This window comes from Paucibacter sp. DJ2R-2 (assembly GCF_025717675.1).
GTDB lineage: Bacteria > Pseudomonadota > Gammaproteobacteria > Burkholderiales > Burkholderiaceae_C > Paucibacter_A.
This window is the reverse complement of record NZ_JAJIRT010000001.1, coordinates 717099-738331: the sequence shown is the minus strand read 5'-3', so window position 1 is coordinate 738331 and position 21233 is coordinate 717099. Positions and strand designations below refer to the sequence as shown.

General features: G+C 66.9%; 14 protein-coding genes and 3 tRNA genes. 13 read left to right on the top strand and 4 right to left on the bottom strand.

Translation table 11 applies throughout. From position 1 onward, the window contains the following. The first annotated feature begins 42 nt into the window (after window positions 1–42). The 7 genes from LNV28_RS03275 (at window position 43) to LNV28_RS03245 (ending at window position 8292) form a co-directional block, all read left to right on the top strand. Entirely contained in the window at window positions 43–681 is a 639-nt protein-coding gene (locus tag LNV28_RS03275) for a DUF4390 domain-containing protein (RefSeq protein ID WP_263516523.1), read from the top strand. Next, window positions 678–2942: a sensor histidine kinase gene (locus tag LNV28_RS03270; RefSeq protein ID WP_263516524.1), complete on the top strand. Its 2265-nt coding sequence runs from the start codon at window positions 678–680 to the stop codon at window positions 2940–2942. Before LNV28_RS03275 ends, LNV28_RS03270 begins: the two co-directional genes overlap by 4 nt. An 11-nt stretch (window positions 2943–2953) precedes the next feature. Then, window positions 2954–3649 (top strand): response regulator, encoded by a 696-nt coding sequence (locus LNV28_RS03265; protein ID WP_263516525.1) that lies wholly within the window; start codon window positions 2954–2956, stop codon window positions 3647–3649. Window positions 3650–3736: 87 nt separating this feature from the next. Next, window positions 3737–3812 (top strand) — tRNA-Phe (locus LNV28_RS03260). An 89-nt stretch (window positions 3813–3901) separates the two neighbouring features. Beyond that, window positions 3902–3976 (top strand) — tRNA-Thr (locus tag LNV28_RS03255). Window positions 3977–4297: 321 nt separating this feature from the next. Then, window positions 4298–5866, top strand: a complete 1569-nt coding sequence (locus tag LNV28_RS03250) for a FecR family protein (protein ID WP_263568734.1) — start codon at window positions 4298–4300, stop codon at window positions 5864–5866. Window positions 5867–5937: 71 nt separating this feature from the next. Further along, entirely contained in the window at window positions 5938–8292 is a 2355-nt protein-coding gene (locus LNV28_RS03245; RefSeq protein WP_263516527.1) for a CHASE2 domain-containing protein, read from the top strand. Window positions 8293–8321: 29 nt separating this feature from the next. Here the strand turns inward: LNV28_RS03245 and LNV28_RS03240 are convergent, their stop codons facing one another. After that, entirely contained in the window at window positions 8322–9980 is a 1659-nt protein-coding gene (locus LNV28_RS03240) for a response regulator (protein ID WP_263516528.1), read from the bottom strand. A gap of 113 nt (window positions 9981–10093) precedes the next feature. Next, window positions 10094–10594: an Lrp/AsnC family transcriptional regulator gene (locus LNV28_RS03235; RefSeq protein WP_263516529.1), complete on the bottom strand. Its 501-nt coding sequence runs from the start codon at window positions 10592–10594 to the stop codon at window positions 10094–10096. Between the two features lie 141 nt (window positions 10595–10735). Between LNV28_RS03235 and LNV28_RS03230 the strand changes: the two genes are divergently transcribed. The 4 genes from LNV28_RS03230 to LNV28_RS03215 all read left to right on the top strand — a co-directional run bounded on the left by LNV28_RS03230 (window position 10736) and on the right by LNV28_RS03215 (window position 15924). Next, window positions 10736–11827 (top strand): saccharopine dehydrogenase family protein, encoded by a 1092-nt coding sequence (locus LNV28_RS03230; protein ID WP_263516530.1) that lies wholly within the window; start codon window positions 10736–10738, stop codon window positions 11825–11827. Window positions 11828–11842: 15 nt separating this feature from the next. After that, window positions 11843–13360 (top strand): L-piperidine-6-carboxylate dehydrogenase, encoded by a 1518-nt coding sequence (amaB, locus tag LNV28_RS03225; RefSeq protein WP_263516531.1) that lies wholly within the window; start codon window positions 11843–11845, stop codon window positions 13358–13360. A gap of 81 nt (window positions 13361–13441) precedes the next feature. Then, the gene (locus LNV28_RS03220; RefSeq protein ID WP_411969917.1) at window positions 13442–14452 is read left to right on the top strand and encodes a 2-oxoadipate dioxygenase/decarboxylase family protein; all 1011 of its coding nucleotides are present in this window, start codon (window positions 13442–13444) and stop codon (window positions 14450–14452) included. A gap of 5 nt (window positions 14453–14457) precedes the next feature. Further along, window positions 14458–15924 carry an FAD-binding oxidoreductase gene (locus LNV28_RS03215; protein ID WP_263516532.1) on the top strand — a complete coding sequence of 489 codons (1467 nt, stop codon included), beginning with the start codon at window positions 14458–14460 and terminating at the stop codon, window positions 15922–15924. Here the strand turns inward: LNV28_RS03215 and LNV28_RS03210 are convergent. Then, window positions 15860–17266 (bottom strand): aminotransferase-like domain-containing protein, encoded by a 1407-nt coding sequence (locus LNV28_RS03210; protein WP_263516533.1) that lies wholly within the window; start codon window positions 17264–17266, stop codon window positions 15860–15862. The two genes, LNV28_RS03215 and LNV28_RS03210, sit on opposite strands and share 65 nt — an antisense overlap. Before the next feature lie 73 nt (window positions 17267–17339). On the opposite strand from LNV28_RS03210, the gene LNV28_RS03205 reads away from it, so the two are divergent. After that, window positions 17340–18755: a pyridoxal phosphate-dependent decarboxylase family protein gene (locus LNV28_RS03205; RefSeq protein WP_263516535.1), complete on the top strand. Its 1416-nt coding sequence runs from the start codon at window positions 17340–17342 to the stop codon at window positions 18753–18755. Window positions 18756–18838: 83 nt separating this feature from the next. Beyond that, window positions 18839–18923: transfer RNA gene (locus LNV28_RS03200), tRNA-Leu, on the top strand. 65 nt (window positions 18924–18988) lie between these two features. Here the strand turns inward: LNV28_RS03200 and LNV28_RS03195 are convergent. Continuing rightward, window positions 18989–21067, bottom strand: a complete 2079-nt coding sequence (locus tag LNV28_RS03195; protein ID WP_263516536.1) for a putative bifunctional diguanylate cyclase/phosphodiesterase — start codon at window positions 21065–21067, stop codon at window positions 18989–18991. Window positions 21068–21233: the final 166 nt, after the last annotated feature.

Here is a 21233-nt window from a genome sequence, read left to right as displayed (position 1 = left end):
CTCTGACCCCAATTTCTCGTCTTTACTCCGTTTGCATTGCCCTTGAGTTCGCCTGTCATCCTTCATCGCCGCGCCAGCCGCCCGGCCAGTTTCTGGCGGCTTTGGCTGACCTGGGCTCTGGCTTGTCTGCTGGCGGCCTCGGCCATGCCGGTTCGAGCCGATGGCGTGGAGCTCAGTGCCATGAGCACGATACGCAGCGATGAGGGCCTGGAGCTGAGTTTCAGCACCCGCTTCGAGCTGCCGCGCGCCGCCGAGGACGCCTTGATGAAAGGGGTCTCGCTGTACTTTGTGGCTGAGGTGTCGGTGCAGCGCAAGCGCTGGTACTGGCGCGATGCGCGGGCCAGCAAGGCGTCGCGAAGCTGGCGCCTGTACTGGTATGCGCTGACGCGGCAGTACCGGGTCAGCTCCGGCGGGCTGACGCAGAGCTTCAACAACCTGCCCGAGGCCTTGGCCTCCTTGCGCGGCGTCTCGGGCTGGCGCATCGCCGAAGCGCGCGAGCTCGACGAGGACGGCAGCCATTACCTGGAATTTAGTTACCGGCTCGACACCTCACAGTTGCCCAAGCCCATGCAGATCGGCCTCAGCATTGGCCAGGGCTGGAATTTGGGGGTGGAGCGCAATCTGGGGCTGAACCCCGACTTCAGCCTGCGAACGGCCGCAGCATCCGCGCCCACCCCATGAGCAAACGGGCGCGTTGGGCCTGGATCATCGCCCTGGTGATCATCACCGGCATTTGTGGCGTTCTGGCCTTTTTGCTGTCGATCAGCGCCACCAGCCAGCGCGGCTTCTTCGATCGCCACTACGAGTGGCTGTTTTGGCTCAATGCCTTGGTCGCCGGGCTGCTGCTGCTGGTCATCGTCGGCGCGGCCCTGCGCTTGTTCCTGCGCGTGCGCAGCGGCAAGTTCGGCAGCCGCCTGCTGATGAAACTGGCCGGCATTTTTGCCTTGGTGGGCATGGTGCCTGGCATCTTGATTTACGGCGTGTCCTACCAGTTCGTCAACCGCAGTATCGACAGCTGGTTCGATGTGCGTCTGGCCTCGGCCTTGGAGGCCGGCTTGAATCTGGGCCGCGGCACCCTGGACGGTCTGGTCAATGACCTGTCCAACCGCACCCTGGATGCTGCCGAGCGTCTCGGCGAAGCCGGCAGCCTGCCGCAGCCCCTGGTGCTGGAACGTCTGCGCGAGCAGATGGGTGCTCGTGTGGTCGCGGTGGTGGCCGGCAATGGCCAGATCCTGCTGTCGGTCGGTGGCGACACCAATTCCTTGATGACCGACCGGCCGGCAGAGTCCCTGCTGCGCCAGGCGCGCAATGCCCGTGTTGTCAGCCATCTGGAGGGCCTGGAGGACGAGGCTCAGGCCCTGCAAGGCCAAGCCCGCATCCGAGCCATTGCCCAGCTGCCCAATAGCGAGATGCGCCTGGGCTTGGGCAATTCGGGCGAGCGTTTCTTGATGGTGGTGCAGCGCCTGCCGGCCACGGTGCTGGCCAATGCCTTGGCGGTGCAAAACGCCAGCAGCGAATACCAGCAGCGCGCCTTGGAGCGCGACGGCCTGCGCCGCATGTATCTGGGCACCCTGACCCTGGTGCTGGTGCTGGCGGTGTTTGCCGCCTTGCTCTTGGCCGTCACCTTCGGCAACCAGCTGGCGCGGCCCCTTTTGCTGCTGGCCGACGGCGTGCGCCAGGTGGCCCAGGGTGACCTCAGCCGTAAGCCCATGCTGAGCACGCGCGACGAGCTCGGCGGCCTGACCCGTTCCTTCGCCGACATGACCGAGCAGCTGTCCGAGGCGCGGGTCATGGTCGAGCGCAGTGTGGCCCAGCTGGAAAGCGCGCGCACCCATTTGCAGACGATTCTGGACAACCTGACCGCCGGCGTGATCGTGTTCGACGCCCAGCGCCACATCGACACCGTCAACCCCGGCGCTACCCGCATCCTGCGCCTGCCGCTGTCGGTCTACCAGGGCCGGCAGCTGGGCGAGGTGCCGCATCTGGAGGCGTTTGCCGAGGCCGTCTGGCAGCGTTTCGAGCAGTACAACCCCGAGAGCGGCGAACGCGACCATTGGCAGGACGCCTTTGAGCTGCAGCTCGACAGCAGCCAGGATGTGCAGACCCTGCTGGTGCGCGGCGCGCCGCTGCCCCAGGGCGCGCGGCTGATGGTGTTCGATGACATCTCCGAAGTCGTCTCGGCCCAGCGCTCGGCCGCCTGGAGCGAGGTGGCGCGGCGCCTGGCCCATGAGATCAAGAACCCCTTGACCCCCATCCAGCTCTCGGCCGAGCGCCTGCAGCACAAGCTCGAAGCCAAGCTGGAAGGCGCCGACCAGGCCATGCTGGTGCGTTCGGTGGCCACCATCGTCAACCAAGTGCAGTCCATGAAGCAGCTGGTCAATGAGTTCCGCGACTACGCCCGGTTGCCCTCGGCCCAGCTCAAGGCGCTGGATCTCAATGCCCTGGTCGCCGAGGTGCTGACCCTGTATGCCGAGGCCCAGGAACAAGGTCGCCTGCACGCCGAACTGGCGCCTGACGCCAGCCGCATCCTCGGCGACGCCTCGCAATTGCGGCAGGTCATTCACAACTTGGTACAGAATGCGCTCGACGCCGTGCAGGAGCAGGCGGGCGGGCAGGTGCTGGTGCGCACCCAGCAGGCCTTCACCGAGGCCGGCGCGCCCCGCTCCGTGCGGCTGCAGATCACTGACAACGGCCCGGGCTTTGCCGAGAAAGTGCTCAAACGCGCCTTTGAACCTTATGTGACCACCAAGACCAAGGGCACCGGCCTGGGTCTGGCGGTGGTCAAGAAAATTGCCGATGAACACGCCGCACGCATACGCCTCAGCAACCTGCACGCCCAGGGCGACGAGGCGCAAGCGGTGACCGGTGCGCAAGTTTCGTTATCATTTTCAAAACTCGCGACTGCAGCAGCCGATGCGGGCTCTGCTGAAAAGCCCCATTGAACTAGGACTCCATGGCAACCATTCTTGTAGTCGACGACGAGCTGGGCATACGTGCTCTGCTCTCTGAAATCCTCAGTGACGAGGGCCACACGATCGAGTTGGCAGAAAACGCAGCGCAGGCGCGCGCGGTGCGAGAGCGCATGCGCCCCGACCTGGTGCTGCTGGACATCTGGATGCCCGATGTCGACGGCATCACCTTGCTGAAGGAGTGGGGCGGTGCAGGCTTGCTGACCATGCCCGTCATCATGATGAGCGGCCACGGCACCATCGACACCGCGGTTGAAGCGACCAAGTTCGGCGCCATCGCCTTCCTGGAAAAGCCCATCACCCTGCAAAAGCTGCTGCGCGCGGTGGAGCAGTCCCTGGTCAAGGCAGCGCCGCGCCCGGCGCCGGCCGTCGGTCTGCCCAGCAGCTATGCCCGCAGCGAACTGACGCCGCAATACGTGGCGCCCAGCCTCAGCACCCTGCCGCAGAGCAGCCTGCCGTCGGCCGGCCTGGCTTCGGAGCAGAGCTTCGAGCTGGACCGCCCCTTGCGCGAAGCCCGTGATGCCTTCGAGAAGAGCTATTTCGAGTTCCATCTGGCCAAGGAGAACGGTTCCATGACCCGCGTGGCTGAGAAAACCGGCCTGGAGCGCACCCATCTGTACAGAAAGTTGAAACAATTGGGTGTCGACCTCAGCAGAAATAAGCGCGGAGCCGGAATTTAGTGCTATAGTCGTGGTCTTCGCTGATTTGCAGCGCTTCTAGAAGCAAAGCAAGGCAGCGAAAAAAGCAAGAACGTCATTCAAGACGACGGCCTGGTAGCTCAGTTGGTAGAGCAGCGGATTGAAAATCCGCGTGTCGGTGGTTCGATTCCGCCCCAGGCCACCAAAATATCAGACACAAGCCCATCGCCTCGGTGGGCTTTTGTTTTTCCGGTTCCTTCTGCGGGGCCGGAAGCAGCTGGAAGCCCTCCAACTGCCCATGTGGCTCAGTGGTAGAGCACTCCCTTGGTAAGGGAGAGGTCACGCGTTCGATCCGCGTCATGGGCACCATTGAATTGCCGCTCTCGAAGCCCGCCGCTTGCGACGGGCTTTTTGCGTTTTGGGCTGAGCGCTCTCAGCCGTCCCAGCCTGGCACGCTGTCAGCCGTAAATCGGTGCTGCGCCCCCGGGCCATTCCCGTCCAGCCCACAGCCCTTTTTGGCTACCATGCCGGCAATAAGGACGCTGATGGCCGCCAAGGCCAGGGAGAAGGCGCATGCGACACACCATCAGGAACTCGGGTGGCCACGGAGGCGCAGCCGCTGCCGCTGTACTGGCACTTGGACTGTGGGCGCTGATGCCGGCTCCGGCATGGGCACAAAGCCGGCCGGCCTTGGCCTCCAGCCCTGCCGCGGCCGACAGCGACTGGCACTACAGCATCCAGGCGGGCGATACCTTGATCGGTTTGACCGAGCGCTATCTGCTGCCGGGCCGTCATTGGCGCGAGCTGCAGCGTCTCAACCGGGTGGCCGACCCCTTGCGCCTGCCGCCGGGCGGGGTGCTGCGCATGCCTCTGGCCTGGCTGAATCGTGAGGCCAGCGTGGCCCAGACCGTGTTTGTGCAGGGTGAGGTCATGTTGCTCCGCAGCGGCCAGGCTGAGCAGCGCCTGACCGTCGGTCAGGAGTTGCGCAGCGGCGACCGCTTGCGCAGCGCGGCCCAGTCCTCCGTCACTCTGCGCTTTGTCGATGGTTCGCGGCTGCTGATCCCGCCGCTCAGCGACCTCAGCCTCGAGCAGCTGCTGGTCTACGGCCGCAGCGCCATCCCCGCGGTGCAGCTGCGTTTGCACGAAGGTGGGGCGGACAGCCAGGTCGCGCCCAAGGGCGGACGCGTACCGCATTACGAGATCCGCACGCCGCATGTGAATCTGGGCGTGCGTGGCACCGAGTTCCGCGTGCAAGTGCAGGCCGAGAAGGCGCACATGGCGGTGCTGGAAGGTCGGGTGGCGGCGGACAGCAGCGGCCACGCTTTCTTGGCGGTGCCGGCCGGCATGGGCATGGTGGCCGACGGCCGAGGCCGCCCCCAGTCGGCGCCCTTGCTGGCTGCGCCGGCCTTGCCGGCCGAATTGGCCGTGGTCGACCGCTTGCCGCTGCGCCTGCGCTGGGCCGCGCATCCGGGCGCGCATGGCTACCGTGCCCAGCTCTTTGCCGAAGGCGATTTCAGCCGCCTGCTGCTCGACCACCGCGGCAGCGAGCCCGAGCTGAGCTGGGAGGCGCTGCCGCCCGATGGACGCTACAGCTTGCGCCTGCGCGCCATCGACACGCTCGGCCTGGAGGGGCTGGCCAGCGATCGCTTGCTGCAGATTCAGGCCCGGCCCGAGCCGCCGTTCAGCCAGGCGCCAGCGGCCGATGCTCGCCTCTATGGCGAGCAGGTCGAGTTCCGCTGGACCCGCAACAGCGCCGCCCAGGCCTACCGACTTCAGGTCGCACGCGATGTCGTCTTCCGCGAGCTGCAGCTGGACCAGGCCGACATCGCCGATGTCAGCCACAGCGCCCGCCTGCCTCATGGCCGCTACCACTGGCGTCTGGCTTCGATGCAGAGCGAGGCGCGCGGTCCCTTCGGCGATGGCCAGGCCTTCGAGCTGCGACCGCTGCCGCCCAGCCCGAAACCGGCCGAGGCCGAAGTGGCCGACGAGCAGCTGAACCTGCGCTGGCGTGCATCCGCGGGCGTGGCGCGTTATGAGCTGCAATGGGCGCGCGATGCATCCTTCAGCCAGGAGCTGCAGAATTTCAGCAGCGACAGCCCCAGCCTGAGCCTGCCGCGCCCCGGGCCTGGCCGCTACTTCCTGCGCGTGCGCGGGCTGGATGAGCTGGGGCAAGCCGGCCCCTATGGACAGGTGCAGGAGATCGAGGTGCCGTACCCGCGCTGGCTCTGGCTGCTGCCTTTGCTCCTGCTGGGGCTTTGATGGCCGCGGATCGCGGGTGGGGATGGCGCAGTTGGCGCCACTTACGGCGCTGGGGGCCGTCTTGCCTGGCCTTGCCTCTGGCCCTGTGCGTGATCGTGCTAGCGCAGGGCAGCGGCCCCTTGCGGCCCCTGGACCTGGCGCTCGAAGACGGTCTGCTGCGTTGGACCGCACAGCCCTTGCGCGTGGACGAGCTGGCGCTGCTGGACATCGACGACGACGCCCTGCGCGAGATGCAGGCCGAGCTGGGTGATTGGCCCTATTCGCGCTCGGTCTACGCCCTGCTGCTGGACTATCTGCAGCAGGCCGGTGCGCGCCGGGTGGTGATCGATCTGGTGCTCGCGGGCGAGCGCGAGGGCGATGCTGAGCTGGCACGAGCGCTGCACAAGGGGCCGCCCTCGGTCTTGGCGGCGGCCGGCCTGCAGCTGGAGGCGGCTCCTTCGGCCTTGCCGGCCGAAGAGCAGGATCTGCTCAAGCGACTCGCCTGGTCCGACGCGCCACCGGGCCAGTCCAGTCTGAGCTGGAATGCCTTGATGTTGCCGGCCACGCCCCTGCTGCGCGAGGCGCCGGTGGCGCTGGGCCGGGTCGGCCTGGTGTCCTCGCCCTTGGACAGCGACGGCCTGCTGCGCCGGCAGCCGCTCTGGCACCGCTACCAGGGTCAGGTCTTGCCTGCGCTGCCACTGGCGGTGCTGCTGCAAGAGCAGCCCGAGCGGCTGCAGACGATCAAGGCTTGGCCGCTCGATGCCCAAGGGCGCGTGCAGCTCAAGCTGCCCAGCCGGCTGGAGGGGCTTCCCGATCTGAGCTGGGGCCGGCTGATGCGCGCGGCGCTGGGCCAGCGTGATGACCCGGCCTTGCGCGAGAGCTTGCGCGGCCGCACCGTGTTCGTCGGCAGCAGCGCCTTCTTTGCCGATTCGGTGAGCACGCCACAAGGTCGTTTGTCCGGCTCGGCCTTTCTTGCCACGACCACGGCCTTGCTTGCGCGCGGCCATCTGCTGGCGCCAGCCGGCTGGATCTGGGCGGCGGTCTTGCTGGCACTTGCCGCGGTGCCGGGTGTGCTGCATGCCCGATCGCGCGCGTTTCAACCGCAGCAGCGCCGGGCCGTGCTGCTGGGAAGCTCGGCGCTGAGTCTGGTCTTGCTGTTGGGCCTGGCGGTCTGGCTGGTGCAAAGTCAGCTCTTGCTGCCTTCCTTGCTTGGCCCCCTGGCCACGCTGACCTTGGCCTTGATGTTGGCCGGCCTGGCCGAGCAGCGCTGGCAAAGCCTGCACCACCGTGAGCTGCGCCACGCACGCGAAGTGGCCGAGGCGGCCAACCAGGCCAAGACCCGCTTTCTGGCTCACGTCAGCCACGAGATCCGTACGCCCATGAATGCGGTGCTGGGCATGGCGGAGATTTTGGCGCGCACCGAGTTGAGTGCTGAGCAGCGCCGCTATGTGCAAGTCTTTCAGGGGGCCGGCCAGCAGCTGTTCGCCCTGATCAATGACTTGCTGGACAACGCCAAGATCGAAGCCGGCAAGCTGAGTCTGTCGCCTCATGCCTTCGATCTGGGTGAGCTTCTGCGTCAGCAGATTGAGTTGCAGCGTGGCCGCGCCCAGGAGCGCGGCCTGAGCCTGGAGCTCAGCTGTGCAGTGGAAGTGCAGGCCTGGGTCTGGGGCGATGCCCAGCGCCTGGCCCAGGTGCTGGCCAACCTGCTCAGCAACGCGATCAAGTTCACGCGGGTCGGCGGCGTCCGCGTGACGGCCGGGCGCGATGCGGCCGGCTGGGTCCGGATCAGCGTTCAGGACACGGGCATCGGCATTCCCGCTCATCTGCAAGAGCGCATCTTTCAGCCCTACAGCCAGGCCGATGCGAGCACCGCGCGCGAGTTCGGCGGCACGGGGCTGGGCTTGGCCATTTCGCGCAGCCTGGTTCAGCTGATGGGCGGCGAGCTGCGCTTGCACAGTGAAGCAGGGAAGGGCAGTTGCTTCGAGCTGAATCTACCGCTGCCGCCGCATGAGGCACCGCCTGCTGCTTCTCCGGCCCCGGCGCAGGCGCCCGCCGGGCCAGTGAGGCCGCTGCGCCTCTTGCTGTGCGAAGACAACGAGGTCAATGTTCTGGTGATCGAGGCCATGCTCGAGCCGTTGGGCCATGTCATTGAAGTGGCCGGCGATGGCGAGCAGGCCTTGGTTTGCTTGCTGCAGGGGCGCTATGACCTGGTGTTGATGGATGTGCAGATGCCGCGACTCGACGGCATGACGGCGACCCGGCGCTGGCGCGAGCAAGAAGCGGCCGCGGGCCGCAAGCGCCTGCCCATCATCGCCCTGACCGCCAATGCCTTCGCCCAAGATGTGGCGCAATGCCTGGCGGCGGGCTGCGATGCCCATCTGAGCAAGCCCATCAGCCTGCAGGCCTTGTTGCAGGCCTTGGAGCGCTGGGCGCCGCCAGCCGACTGAGCCGCTCGGCCGCGCCGTTCAGGCCTTGCTCAGCTTTGCTGCTCGCGTTCGACGAAGCGCCGTCCGCCGTCCGTGTAGCGTGCGTGCAAGTCATCGATCACCATGCCAAGGCGCTGTGCGGTGGCTTCGGGCAGGTGCTGGCCGTGATGCTTCAGGCTTGCGTGGGCCAGATTGATGATGCGGGCATTGAGGCTGCGCTGGGCCAGCTCCAGCAAGGCCTGCAAGGTGCGTTCGTGCTGCTTGCTGACCAAGTGGGACATGGCCTCGCGCGCCGCCTCGTTGATGCCGGCCGCAGCATTGCGCACGATCGCCTCGATGGGCGGCATGGCCGCGGCCGCCATTTCCAGCATGCGGGTGCGTGGCCGTGACACGGCGAAGCGCTGCGTGGTCCGCTCGGTCCAGGCGCGCGCCTCGGGCATGGCCTGGCGGCCGGCACTGCGCACCAGCAGCATGATCAGATTGCAGCCCATCTCGAAACTCAGTTCGGGGTGGTCGAGCTCGGCCGCCAGCTGGCGCAGCCCGTTCTGGGCAGCATCGGCGCGTCGTTCTGACAAGGCCAGCACCACCTCCAGAGTCTGTGCCAGGGTGCGGACGCGGAAGCTGTCCGGAAAGCGCTGCTGCGCGTCCTGCAAAAAGCGCGCGGCACGTTCGCAGCCGTCCCGGTCCTCCTCGTCCAGGCAGGCGAGGCCCAGGGCGACCAGGCCCTGGTAGTCGAGCGAGCGCGACTGCGAGCCGATATTGAGCGCCGCCATCAGGTGCTTGGCCGCCGACTCACTGAAGCCCAGGAACAGCTGCAGGGAGCCGAGCTTTTGCAAGCGCGCGACATTGCCGGGGGTGATCTGCACAGCCTTGGCCAGCATTTCAGCGGCACCGGTGAAATTCATCTCCTCCAACAGGGCTCGACCGTAGACGTCGTAGGCATCGACATAGCTCGGGTTGTCGGCCAGCAGGGTCTCCAGGCTGCGGCAGGCGGTGGCGGTGTCTGCATTGCCGAGGTCGATCTTGGCCAGACCCAGGCGTGCCCAGGGTACGGCCTTGTATTCCAGCAAGGCTTCGAACATGCGCCGCGCCGCATCGAGCTGGCCCAGCCGCAGGTAGAGCTCGGAGCCGATCCGTGCGGCATAGACCTTGTACTGGACGTTGTTGCGGAACATGGCCTCGCAGAGCTCGGCCGCGCCGGCGTAGTCGCTGGCCTCGATGGCGGCGAAGACCTCGCGCAGCGCATGCTTGCGGTCCAGGATGATCTGCAGCCGCTCCTCGAACTGGCGGGCGGTGAAGGGCTTGAGCAGGTAGTCGTCGAGCGCGCCTTCCACGGCGTCGGCGACATGCTGGTAGCGAGCCTCATCGGTCACCATGATGAAGATGGTCTGCATGGGCAGGCCGCGCGCCTGGCGCAGCTCATCGAGCAGGTCCTGCCCGCTCATGTCGTGGTTGCTCAGGCGGCGGAAATGGAACTCGGTGATGATGATGTCGTAGGCATGACCGGCCTCTTTGATCTGGCGGCGCGCTTGCTCGGGGCGGCGTGCGGTGTGCACCTGCTGCACGCCCATATCGCGCAGCATGGTGCTGATCACCGAGCGCGACAGCTCGCCCTCGTCAATGATCAACGCTTTCAGCGCCCCTCCCGGGGCGCCGCTGGCCAGGGCGATATTGAACCGCGGTGCCGGCCCAAGCTGGTGTTTTGACACAGACCCCCCATTGCTCACAGATGTGCAGCGTAGCCTGTCTGCCTAGCACTTGGCTAGAGACGAGCCGCTGGGCCGTGCGCTTGTGCGCAGCGTCGGCCCCTGTGCCTGTGCATTCAAGCGCTGCGGTCCACGCGCAAGGCCAACACCACCGAGCTGGTGGTCTTGATGACGCCGTCGATCTCGCCGATCTCGTCGAGCAGGGCGTCCAGGCGCATGGTCGAGTCGGCGCGCAGCAAGGCCATGTAGTCGAACTCGCCGCTGACCGAGGCCAGTTGGCGCAGCTCGGGCAGGCCCGACAGGCGCTTGACCACCTCGCGCCCGGCCTTGGGCTGCACGGTGATGCCGACAAAGGCCTGCACGCCGCGATCGGCCGCGTCCGAACCGAGCTTGGCGGTGTAGCCGACCAGCACGCCCTCTGCCTCCAGCCGAGCCAGCCGCGCCACCACGGTGGTGCGCGCCACGCCCAATTTCCGCGCCAGATTGGCCGTGCTCTCGCGGGCATTGGCCTGCAGCAGGGCGATCAGCTCGCGGTCGGTCTGGTCCTTGGCCTGGGCCGGCGCACGAGGTTTGACTGCGGCGCTTGCGGCGTCAGGGTCGTTCTCGGAGCTGCTCATGGGAAACCCTTGTTTGATTCATTGTGGCGAAATTCATCGACGATTCGTCATTTTCTCTTCAAAGTTCGACGAACTCCGGCTTTTTTTCGTCAGCGTCTCTGCCTAGACTGCGGCTCATCCAATCCTCTTGAGGCAAATCAAATGAAGATCGCATTGCTGGGCGCAGGCCATATCGGTGAAACCATTGCTCGCTTGCTGCATGGCTCGGGCCATTACGAAGTCACCGTTTTCGACAAGAACGCCGCCGCCTTGCAAGTGCTGGCCGCCGAGGGCATCCGCACCCAGGTGATCGCCGAAATCGGCGCCGGCGCGGCCGGCCTGGTCAAAGGCTATGCCGCCATCGTCAATGCCTTGCCCTACCAACTGGCGATCCCCGCAGCCCATATGGCTCTGGAAGCTGGCTGCCACTATTTCGACCTGACCGAAGATGTGGCCGCCACCAAGGAGATCATGCGCATCGCCGAAGGCGCCAAGACCGCCTTCATGCCGCAATGCGGCCTGGCCCCGGGCTTCATCGGCATCGTCGCCGCCCATCTGGCCAAGAGCTTTGACAGCCTCAACGACGTCAAAATGCGCGTCGGCGCGCTGCCGGCCTTCCCGACCAATGCCCTGAAGTACAACCTGACCTGGTCGGTCGACGGCCTGATCAACGAGTACTGCCACCCCTGCGAATGCATCCACGACGGCGAGAAGATCGACGCCTTGCCGCTGGAAGGCCTGGAGCATTTCTCGCTGGACGGCACCGAGTACGAGGCCTTCAACACCTCGGGCGGCCTGGGCACCTTGTGCGAAACTCTGGCCGGCAAGGTCAAGAACCTCGACTACAAGACCGTGCGCTACCCCGGCCACCGCGACCTGATGCAATTCCTGCTCGGCGACCTGGCCCTGAAGAGCGACCAGGAACTGCTCAAGGACATCATGCGCAAGAGCATGCCGGCCACCATGCAGGACGTGGTCCTGGTCTTCGTGACCGTCTCGGGCATGAAGAACGGCCGCCTGGTGCAGGAAGTGTTCGCCCGCAAGATCTTCGCCGAGCGCGACGGCGCCCGCCCGCTGTCGGCCATCCAGATCACCACCGCGGCCGGCATGTGCGCCGCCGTCGACTTGTTCCGTCAGGGCAAGCTGCCGCAGTCGGGCTTCGTGTCGCAAGAGGAAGTCTCGCTGCCCGAGTTCCTGGCCAATGAGTTCGGCAAGGCCTACCAGCAGTCGCGCCAAGTGGAAAGCATCGGTTGAGCGGAGAATCTCGCAATGACTACGCACATCACTGAACTCCTGAGCGCCCTCGGCGTTCCTTCCTCGGCTTTCACCGGCGGCACGCTGAACGTGCGCTCGCCCATCGACGGCGCCGCGCTCGGCGCCGTCCACGAGGCCAGCGCTGAAGACATGCGCGCCGCCGTGGCGCGCGCCCATGCCGCTTTCCTGGACTGGCGCAATGTGCCTGCCCCAAAGCGCGGCGAGCTGGTGCGCCTGTTCGGCGAAGAGCTGCGCGCGCACAAGATGGACCTGGCTCGCCTGGTCTCGCTGGAGGCCGGCAAGGTCAGCAGCGAAGGCGAGGGCGAGGTGCAGGAGATGATCGACATCTGCGACTTCGCCGTCGGCCTGAGCCGTCAGCTGCATGGCCTGACCATCGCCAGCGAGCGCCCCGGCCACCGCATGATGGAGCAGTACCTGCCCCTGGGCGTGGTCGGCATCATCTCGGCCTTCAACTTCCCCGTCGCCGTCTGGGCCTGGAACTCGGCCCTGGCCCTGGTCTGCGGCGACAGCTGCATCTGGAAACCGTCGGAGAAGACCCCGCTGACAGCCATCGCCACCCAGGCCTTGTTCGAGCGCGCGCTGGCCCGCTACAACGCGGCCGGCGGCACGGCGCCCGCGCACCTGTCCCAGCTACTGAACGGCGGGGCCGCCGTCGGCGAGGCCATGGTGGACCACCCCCAGGTCGCCTTGGTCTCGGCCACCGGCTCCACCCGCATGGGTCGCGCGGTCGGCCCGCGTGTGGCGGCCCGCTTCGGCCGTTGCCTGCTCGAGCTGGGCGGCAACAATGCCATCATCGTCACGCCCAGTGCCGACCTGGAGCTGGCCGTGCGCGGCATCTTGTTCGGTGCCTACGGCACGGCCGGCCAGCGCTGCACCACCACCCGCCGCGTCATCATTCACGAGAGCATCCATGATGAGCTGGTCGCTCGCCTGGACCGCGCCCGCGCCCAGCTCAAGATCGGCAGCCCGGTCGAGGCCGGCACCCTGATCGGCCCGCTGATCGACGGCGCCAGCTTCGAGTCCATGCAGAAGGCTCTGGCTGCCGCGCGCGAGCAAGGCGGCGAGGTCTCCGGCGGCGAGCGCGCCCTGGCCAACCAGTACCCGAACGCCTGGTACGCCACGCCGGCCCTGGTGCGCATGCCGGCGCAGACCGACATCGTCAAGCACGAGACCTTCGCGCCCATCCTGTACACGCTGAAGTACAAGACCCTGGACGAAGCGATCGCCCTGCAGAACGAGGTGCCGCAAGGCTTGTCTTCGGCCATCTTCAGCAACGATGTGCGCGAGGCCGAGGCCTTCATGTCGGCCAGCGGTTCGGACTGCGGCATTGCCAACGTCAATATCGGCACCTCGGGCGCCGAAATCGGCGGCGCTTTCGGTGGCGAGAAGGAAACCGGCGGTGGCCGTGAGTCCGGCTCCGACGCCTGGAAGGCCTATATGCGCCGCACGACCAACACGGTCAATTACTCGCGCTCGCTGCCGCTGGCACAAGGCGTGAAGTTCGACATCTGACCCCCCCTGTTTCATTGATGGCGCAAAGCCCGGCATGCCCGGGCTTTGTTTTGCCCTGCCTGGAGATCGATCCTCATGATGCTGGAATCCGGCTTGTACCGTCTGCTCGACAGCGCCCTGGGCGCCGCCGCAGCCACCGAAACCTTTGCACAGTTGCAGGTCGCCCCGGCCTTGCTGCGGCCCGTGGGCGAGCTTGTCTCGCGGGCTGAGCTGGCACAGGCGCTCAATATGGCGCTGTTCCGAGACGTCACGCTGCGTGTGCCGGCCGCAGCCGACTATGTGGCCGAGCAGCAGGGCCGCGGCCAGCGCCTGTGCTTCGACCATGGCGCACTGCGCACGGTGGCCTGGCCCAGTGGTGCGCTGCCACCCGGTGAAGCTGCCATCACCCGGGTGCTGCGCCCGCTGGGCTTTGCCCTGGCCGACAACTACCCGCTGCCGGCGCTCAAGATGAGCGGCCGCGCCTGGTGCCACGAAGACATGCCCGAAGACATTGCCCAGTTTTTTGTCTCCGAGCTGCATCCCGAGCGTTTCTCGGCCGAATTCCAGGCGGCGGTGACGCGCGTGCTGGCCAGTTCCCGCGATCCGCTGGGCCCGCAAGACATGGCCTGGCTGGAGCAGCTGGCGCGCGACCAGACCTTGCCCTGGGCTGCTGCCTTGGCGCTCTTGCCGCGCTTGATCGCCTGCTTCGACCGCCAGCATGGCCCGGTCAGCTTGAGCGACTACCAGCTGCTGCTGCAGGAGTCGGCCGAGATGGCCTGGATCGCCACCGAAGGCACGGCTTTCAACCATGCCACCGACCGCGTCACCGACCTTGAGGCACTGGCCGAGGCGCAGCGTGCCCTGGGACGGCCGGTCAAGGCCAAGATCGAAGTCTCGCGCTCGGGCCGGGTCAAGCAGACCGCCTTTCATGCCGCTCAGGTGCAGCGTCAGTTCTTGAGCGAAGGAAAGTTGATCGCTTTGACCGTGCCGGGCTCCTTCTACGAGTTCATCGAGCGGGCGCGGGTGGGCAGCGAACTCGACCTGGCCTTCGACGCCGGCAATGCCACCGGCATCTTCAAGATGACGGCGCAAGGCGCGGTCTCGGCTTGCTGAGTCCGATGTCGGCGGATTTCCTCCTGGCCGCGGCGCGCATTTGCGGCGCCGCCCATGTGAGCGCCGGTAGCGCCATCGAGCCGCGCTATCTGGAACCGGCGCGTTATGCACCGGGCCAGGCCGCTGCTTTGGCGCGACCTGCCAGCACGGCCGAGCTGGCCCAGCTGCTGCCCCTGGCTGCCCGCCATGGCCTGCGTGTGCTGCCGCAAGGCGCCCACACCGGCCTGGTGCGCGCGGCCACGCCGGTGGACGCTGAACGCGATCTTTTGCTGTCCACCGAGCGCCTGCGCGAGGTGTTCGAGCTGGACCTGCTGGACCGCACGCTGCGTGTCTCGGCGGGTTTCCGGCTCAGCGAGATCAACGAGCGCCTGGCCGCGCATGATTTGATGCTGGCCATCGACCTGAGCGCCGACCCCAGCGTCGGCGGCATGCTGGCGCACAACACGGGCGGCACGCGCATGCTGCGTTACGGCGATGTGCGCGCCAACACCCTGGGTCTGACCGTGGTGCTGGCCGAGGGTCAGGTCTTGCGCCTGGGGCGTGGCCTGCAAAAAGACAATGCCGCCTTGCCGCTGCAGCAGCTCTTCATCGGCTCCTCGGGCAGCCTGGGCGTGATCAGCGAAGCGGTCTTCAAGCTCGCCAGCCGCCCACGTCAGCAGGCGGTGGCCCTGGTGTCGCCGAGCAGCCTGGAAGCCGTGCTGCCGCTGTACCAAAGCCTGATGGCGGCGATGGGCAGTCTGGTCAGTGCCTGTGAAGGCATGTCGCGCCCGGCCATGGAGGCGGCGCTCAGCTGTGGCGGCGACCTGGGGACGGAGCGCATGCGCTGGTTCGGCGGTGATCTGCCCGAGTACACGCTGCTGGTCGAGCTGAGCTCGGATCTGCGCGCCGAGCAGCTCGATCTGCAGGCCTTGCTGCAAACTTGGCTGGAAGGCGAGTTCGGCGAGCGGGTCAGCGACGCTGTGCTCGGGGCCGACGCCGCCTGTTGGGCCTTGCGTCACCATATCAGCGAAGGCTTGCGCGCGCGTGGCAAGGTGTTGGGCTTCGACGTGTCGCTGCCGCGGCGCCACTTCATGGCCTTCCGTGAGGCCGGCCGCGCCTGGTTGGCCGAGCACTTCGCGGCCGCCGAGCTGGCTGACTTCGGGCATCTGGGCGATGGCGGCCTGCATTTCAACCTGGTCTGGCCCCAGAGTGCGCCGGCCCTGGATGAGGCGCGCTTGCGCGCCGGGGTCTACGCTCTGGTGCAGCAATTCGAGGGCAGCTTCAGTGCCGAGCATGGCATTGGCCCGCAGCTGCAGGACAGCTACTGGCAGCTCAGCGAGACGAACCTGCTCGATTGGTCGGGCCGCTTGCAGCGCCTGTTCGACCCGCAGGCCCTGCTCGGCCTGACCCATTGGGGCACTGCTGCCATCAACACGCCAGGCTTGCCGCCAGACGCAGCACACCCTCGCGAGCCAGGGCAGGCGCCTGGGTGAAGGCCAGGCGCAGATGACGCTCATGTCCGGCGCCCACGGACAAGGCGGGCCCTGGGCTCAGGCGCACGCGCAGGGCCGCGGCCGTCTCGACCCAGGCGGAGGCATCGCGGCCTTGCGCGGGCAGGCCGGCCCATAGAAACAGGCCGCCTTCGGGCTGGCGCACATGCCAGCCGGGCAGATGCTCTTGCAGCAAGGCGTGCAGATGGCGGGCTTGCTCCTGCAACTGGCTGCGCCGGAGCGTGAGCAAGCTGTCGTAGCGGTCGAGCAAATCGCAGGCCAGGGCGGCGCTGAGCGAGCTGCAGGCGATGTCGGCATTGGCCTTGGCGCGCCGCAAGGTCTCGATGATGGGCGCAGGTGCCCGCAGCCAGCCGATGCGCAAGCCGGCCCAGAGCGTCTTGGACAGGCTGCCGATGTGAACGATCGGTGCGCCCGCTGCGGCCGGCAGCGGCCGAGGGCAGGCCTCGAAGTGCAGCTCGGCCAGGGAGTCGTCCACCAGCAGCAGGCAGCTGCTCTGGGCGGCCGTGCGCGCCAGGCGCTCGACGGCCGCCTGGCTCCAGCTCAGGCCCGTGGGGTTGTGCAGGGCCGGGCAGACATAGGCGAGCTTGTGGCGGCTTTGTGCCAGGGCGGCTATGAAGGCCGGCGCATGCCGGGCCTGGGCTTGCACGGCGATGCCGTCCAGATGCACGCCGCAGCTGCGCAGCACATCGATGGCGCCGAAGTAGTTGGGTGTCTCCATCAGCACCGAGTCGCCCGGCGCCAGGTATTGCTGGGCGACCAGGCTGATGGCTTGCTGCGCGCCCGCGCAAACCAGGATCTGATCGGGTGTCGTGGCCAGACCCTGCCGGCTGTAGCGCGCGGCGATGCGCTCGCGCAGGGCCAGCATGCCTTCAGGCTGGTAGGCGCTCTCGCGCAGCACCAGGCTGGCGGCGGCGGCGCTGGGCTGCAGCCAGGCCAGATCGGGCACGGCGGTGGCCAGGGCGAAATCAATCCAGGTCTCGTGCTCGCTGCCGCTGAGTCGGCGCAAAGCCGGGCTGCCCAGCGCCACGCGCCGCTTGCGGCTGGCGACATGGCCGGGCGGGCCGGCGCAGACGCTGCTGCCCTGACCCTGTCGTGTGCTGACCCAGCCGCCCTCGGCCAAGCGTGCATAGGCGGCCACCACCGTGCTGCGGCTCAGACCCAGCTGGTCGGCCAGGCGTCGCTCGGCGGGCAGGCGGTCGCCGGGCAGCAACTCGCCTTGCAGGATCAGGCCTTGCAGCGTGGTTGCCAGGGCGGCGTAGCGTGGCGATTGCTGCAGGGCCGCGCGCAAGGCTGCAAGAAGAGAAGGTTGAAGGGGCCAGTCCACGGCGTTTGAATTGGATTGCTTGAATCAGTCCAATCGACTCTAGCATGGCGGCTTGCATCACCTGGAGCTTGCCATGCATGAGCTGTTGAAACACGATTTGGAGACGCTGCCCGAGCTGCTGGCGCAGACGCGCGCGACGGCGCTGCAGAGCCTGCAGGGCTTGGACTCGCAGCCGGTGGCTGTGCAGCCGCAGACTCCGCAGGCTGAGCTGCAGCGCGCAGCCGGAGGTGGCGCCGAGGCGGCCTTGCGCCTGTTCGAGCAACGTTGGCTGCCGCGCCTGAGCGCCAGCGCCGGGCCACGCTATCTGGGCTTTGTCACCGGTGGCGCCACCCCGGCCAGCCTGATGGGCGACTGGCTGACCTCGGCTCTGGATCAGAATCCGACCGCCGGCTGGGATTCCGAAGCACCGGAGCTGGAGCGCCAGACCGTGCGCGAGCTGGGTTCCTGGTTTGGCCTCAGCGAAGCGCATGAGGGCGCCTTCGTCTCGGGCGCGACCATGTCCAATTTTGTCGGCCTGGCCCTGGCGCGCGAATGGCTGGGTGAGCAGCGCGGTGTGCGCGTCAGCGAGGCCGGCGCGGCCGCACTGGGCCCCGTGACGGTCTTGTCCGGCGCTGCGCATTCCAGCATCCACAAGGCCTTGTCCATGCTCGGTATGGGGCGGAATGCGGTCCATCCGGTGGCGACCTTGCCGGGTCGTGATGCGATAGACCCGCAGGCGCTGGAGCTGGCCTTGCAAGCGCAGGCCGGCGCGCCGGTGATCGTGGTGGCCAATGCCGGCACGGTCAACAGCGGTGATTTCGACGAGCTGCCGGCCCTGCTGGCCTTGCGCGCACGCTACCCCTTCTGGCTCCATGTTGATGCCGCTTTCGGGGCCTTTGCGGCCCTCGATGAGCGGGTGGCCGCTCAGGTCCAGGGTTTGGACGGCGCCGACTCGGTGTGCATCGACTGCCACAAATGGCTGAACGTGCCCTATGACAGCGCCTTGCAGTTCAGCCGCCATCGTGCCCTGCAGCTGCGTGTGTTCCAGAACTCGGCGGCCTATCTGGGTGAGATCGGCGAGCGCCCCGATTTCGTCCATCTGACGCCCGAGAACTCGCGCCGCTGGCGCGCCTTGCCAGCCTGGTTTGCTGTGCAGGCCTATGGCCGCGCCGGCCAGGCCGAGATCGTGCGGCGCAATATCGACTGCGCCCGTCTGCTGGCCGAACTGCTGCAGCAAGACCTGACCCCCGGGCCCGACGGCGGCCCCGCCTTCGAGCTGCTGGCGCCGGTCCGGCTCAACATCGTCTGCTTTGCCGTGGCAGGCTGCACGGACGCCGCCAGCGTGCAGCGCTTTCTGGAGCGACTGCGCGACAGCGGAGAGGCGTTTCTGACGCCGACCTACTTCCTCGGCCGCTGGGCCGTGCGTGCGGCGTTCAGCAACTGGCGCAGCGAGGCCCGCGATGTACAGCGCGTTCATGCCGCCTTGCTGGCGCTGGTCCAGAGCGCCTGAGCCCCAAGTTTTTCAATTAGTCCTTGCAAGCCAGAAAATTAAGGCTATACTAGCGGTCTTCGCTGTTACGGCAGTGGAGAAAAGCCCAGGTGGCGGAATTGGTAGACGCACTAGTTTCAGGTACTAGCGGGTAACTCCGTGGAGGTTCGAGTCCTCTCCTGGGCACCAAATTGAAAAAGGCCAGCACGAAAGTGCTGGCCTTTTGTCATTGCGCGACGCCTTTTTGTGGAAGCTCAGGCCTTGCCCTGGCGCAGCAGCAGCTCGAACGCTTCGACCGGCAGTGGGCGGGCGAACAGATAGCCCTGGCCGTAGTCGCAGCCGGCGCTGCGCAGCAGCTCGTACTGCTCCTGGGTTTCCACGCCTTCAGCCACCACCTGCAGGCCCAGCTCATGCGCCATGGTGATGATGGCCTTGCACAAGGCCAGATCCTTGGTACCAGGGCGCAGATTGCGTACGAAGCGCTGGTCGATCTTGAGCAGGTCGATCGCGTACTGATGCAGGTAGGACAGCGACGAGAAACCGGTGCCGAAGTCGTCCAGCGAGACCAGGAAGCCACCCTGGCGCAAGGTTTCCAGCTGGCGGTTGACCTCGCTGTCGCCCTCGAGCAGCAGTCCCTCGGTGATCTCGATCGCCAGTGCGCCGTCCGCCAGGCCCAGCTCTTGCGCGGTGGCCACCCACTGGTCGTGGTCGGCTTGGCCTTGCTGTTGGCGGAACTGCACCGGGCTTTTGTTGATGCTGATTTGCAGGCCGGGATGCAGGCGCTGGCGCCAATCCAGGACCTGGCGTGCGGCTTGCTGGAACACCCATTCGCCGATCTCGATGATCAGACCACTGCTTTCGGCCAGAGGGATGAACAGGTCCGGCCCGATCCTGCCACGGCTCGGGTGGGTCCAGCGCAGCAAAGCCTCGGCTTTGCAGATGACGCGGCTGTCCATGGCCACGATGGCTTGGTACTCCAGGCTCAGCTGCCCCTGCGGCAGGGCTTCGCGCAAGTCATTGCTCAGGCGCATGCGCAGCAGCGCTGCCTGTTGCAGGTCGGGCGTGAAATGCCCCAGCCGGTTGCGCCCGGCGCCCTTGGCCACATAGAGCGCTTGATCGGCATGCTTGAACAGTTCTTCGATCTGTCGGCCATCGTCGGGGAACACACTGATGCCGACACTGGCCGAGACGAACACCCGTTCTTCATGCAGATGGAAGGCGGCCGCCATGGCCAGAATGATTTTTTGCGCCACGGCTTCGGCCTCGGCGCTGTCCGTCAAGTCTGAGAGCACGACCGTGAACTCGTCGCCACCCATGCGGGCCACGGTCTCTTGCGGGCGCACGCATGCACGTATCCGCTCGGCGGCCTGCAGCAGCAGGGCGTCGCCCATATCGTGGCCCAGGGTGTCGTTGACTTCCTTGAAGTGATCCAGGTCGATGAAGAGCAGGGCGAGGCGCCCACCTCCGCGCTCCGCCGCCATCAGCAGCAGCTCCAGGCGATCGCGCAGGGTGCGTCGGTTGGGCAGGCCAGTCAGGGCGTCGAAATGCGCCTGGTGCCAGATCAGCGCTTCGGCTTGCTTGCGCTGGGTGATGTCGGTGTGCGTGCCCACCATGCGCAGCGGCCGGCCCTGGGCGTCGCGGCTGATCACCATGCCACGGCTGTGGATCCACTTCCAGCTGCCGTCCTTGCACAGCACGCGGTGCTCGTTGCTGTAGATGGGCACCTGACCCGCAAAATGAGCGGCACGGTCCAGCTCCATCTGCGCCCGGTCTTCGGGGTGGGTGCGCGCGTCGAGCTCGCTCGGGCTGGGCTTGATCTCGGTTTCCGAGAAGCCGTACATCTGCAGGATGCGGGCCGAATAGATCTCGACGTCCTCCTGGATGTACCAATCCCAGACGCCGTCTCCGACGCTTTCCAAGGCCAGCTTCCAGAGTTCGTCGGCCTCGCGCAGGCGCGCCTCGGCTTCCTTGCGGGCGCTGATGTCGGTGTGGGTGCCGAGCAGGCGCAATGGTTGGCCGGCTTGCGAGGGCAGGGCCTGGGCCAGGGCCAGTTGCCAGCGGTAGCGGCCTTCGGCGTCGCGCAGGCGGTAGTCCATCTCGAAGCGGCCGCAAAGCAGTGCTTGTTGCCAGCGCAGGTCGAATTCGAGGCGGTCGAGGGGATGGATGATTTGGCGCCAACCCAGGGTTTGCAGCTCATGCAGGCTCAAGCCCAGGAAGTCCAGCAGAGAGGGCGATGCGAGGCTGGGCTGCAGGCTGGCATCGAGCAGCCACAGCTGCTGCGGCAAGGCTTGCAGCAGGGCGCTGCTGGCCGGCTCTGGCGCATGTCCACTCAAGAGTGGTTGTCGGGGCGTCGCGTTCTCTTGCGGCATCGAAACAAGGCTGCGGGGACTAACAAGCGGTTGAGAGCGTCGCGCCATGGCCGCCTTCAAACGCTCAAAGTGGACGGCGCGACTGCCAGAGCGGAGCGGCGCCGGACTGCGATGACTGCATTGATTGAAC

What these genes read in the sequence shown, in the direction of transcription:
- LNV28_RS03205 (WP_263516535.1), top strand. Translation starts at nt 17,340, where the DNA reads ATGCATGAGCTGTTGAAACACGATTTGGAGACGCTGCCCGAGCTGCTG.
- amaB (WP_263516531.1), top strand. Translation starts at nt 11,843, where the DNA reads ATGACTACGCACATCACTGAACTCCTGAGCGCCCTCGGCGTTCCTTCC.
- LNV28_RS03230 (WP_263516530.1), top strand. Translation starts at nt 10,736, where the DNA reads ATGAAGATCGCATTGCTGGGCGCAGGCCATATCGGTGAAACCATTGCT.
- LNV28_RS03215 (WP_263516532.1), top strand. Translation starts at nt 14,458, where the DNA reads ATGTCGGCGGATTTCCTCCTGGCCGCGGCGCGCATTTGCGGCGCCGCC.
- LNV28_RS03235 (WP_263516529.1), bottom strand. Translation starts at nt 10,594, where the DNA reads ATGAGCAGCTCCGAGAACGACCCTGACGCCGCAAGCGCCGCAGTCAAA.
- LNV28_RS03265 (WP_263516525.1), top strand. Translation starts at nt 2,954, where the DNA reads ATGGCAACCATTCTTGTAGTCGACGACGAGCTGGGCATACGTGCTCTG.
- LNV28_RS03270 (WP_263516524.1), top strand. Translation starts at nt 678, where the DNA reads ATGAGCAAACGGGCGCGTTGGGCCTGGATCATCGCCCTGGTGATCATC.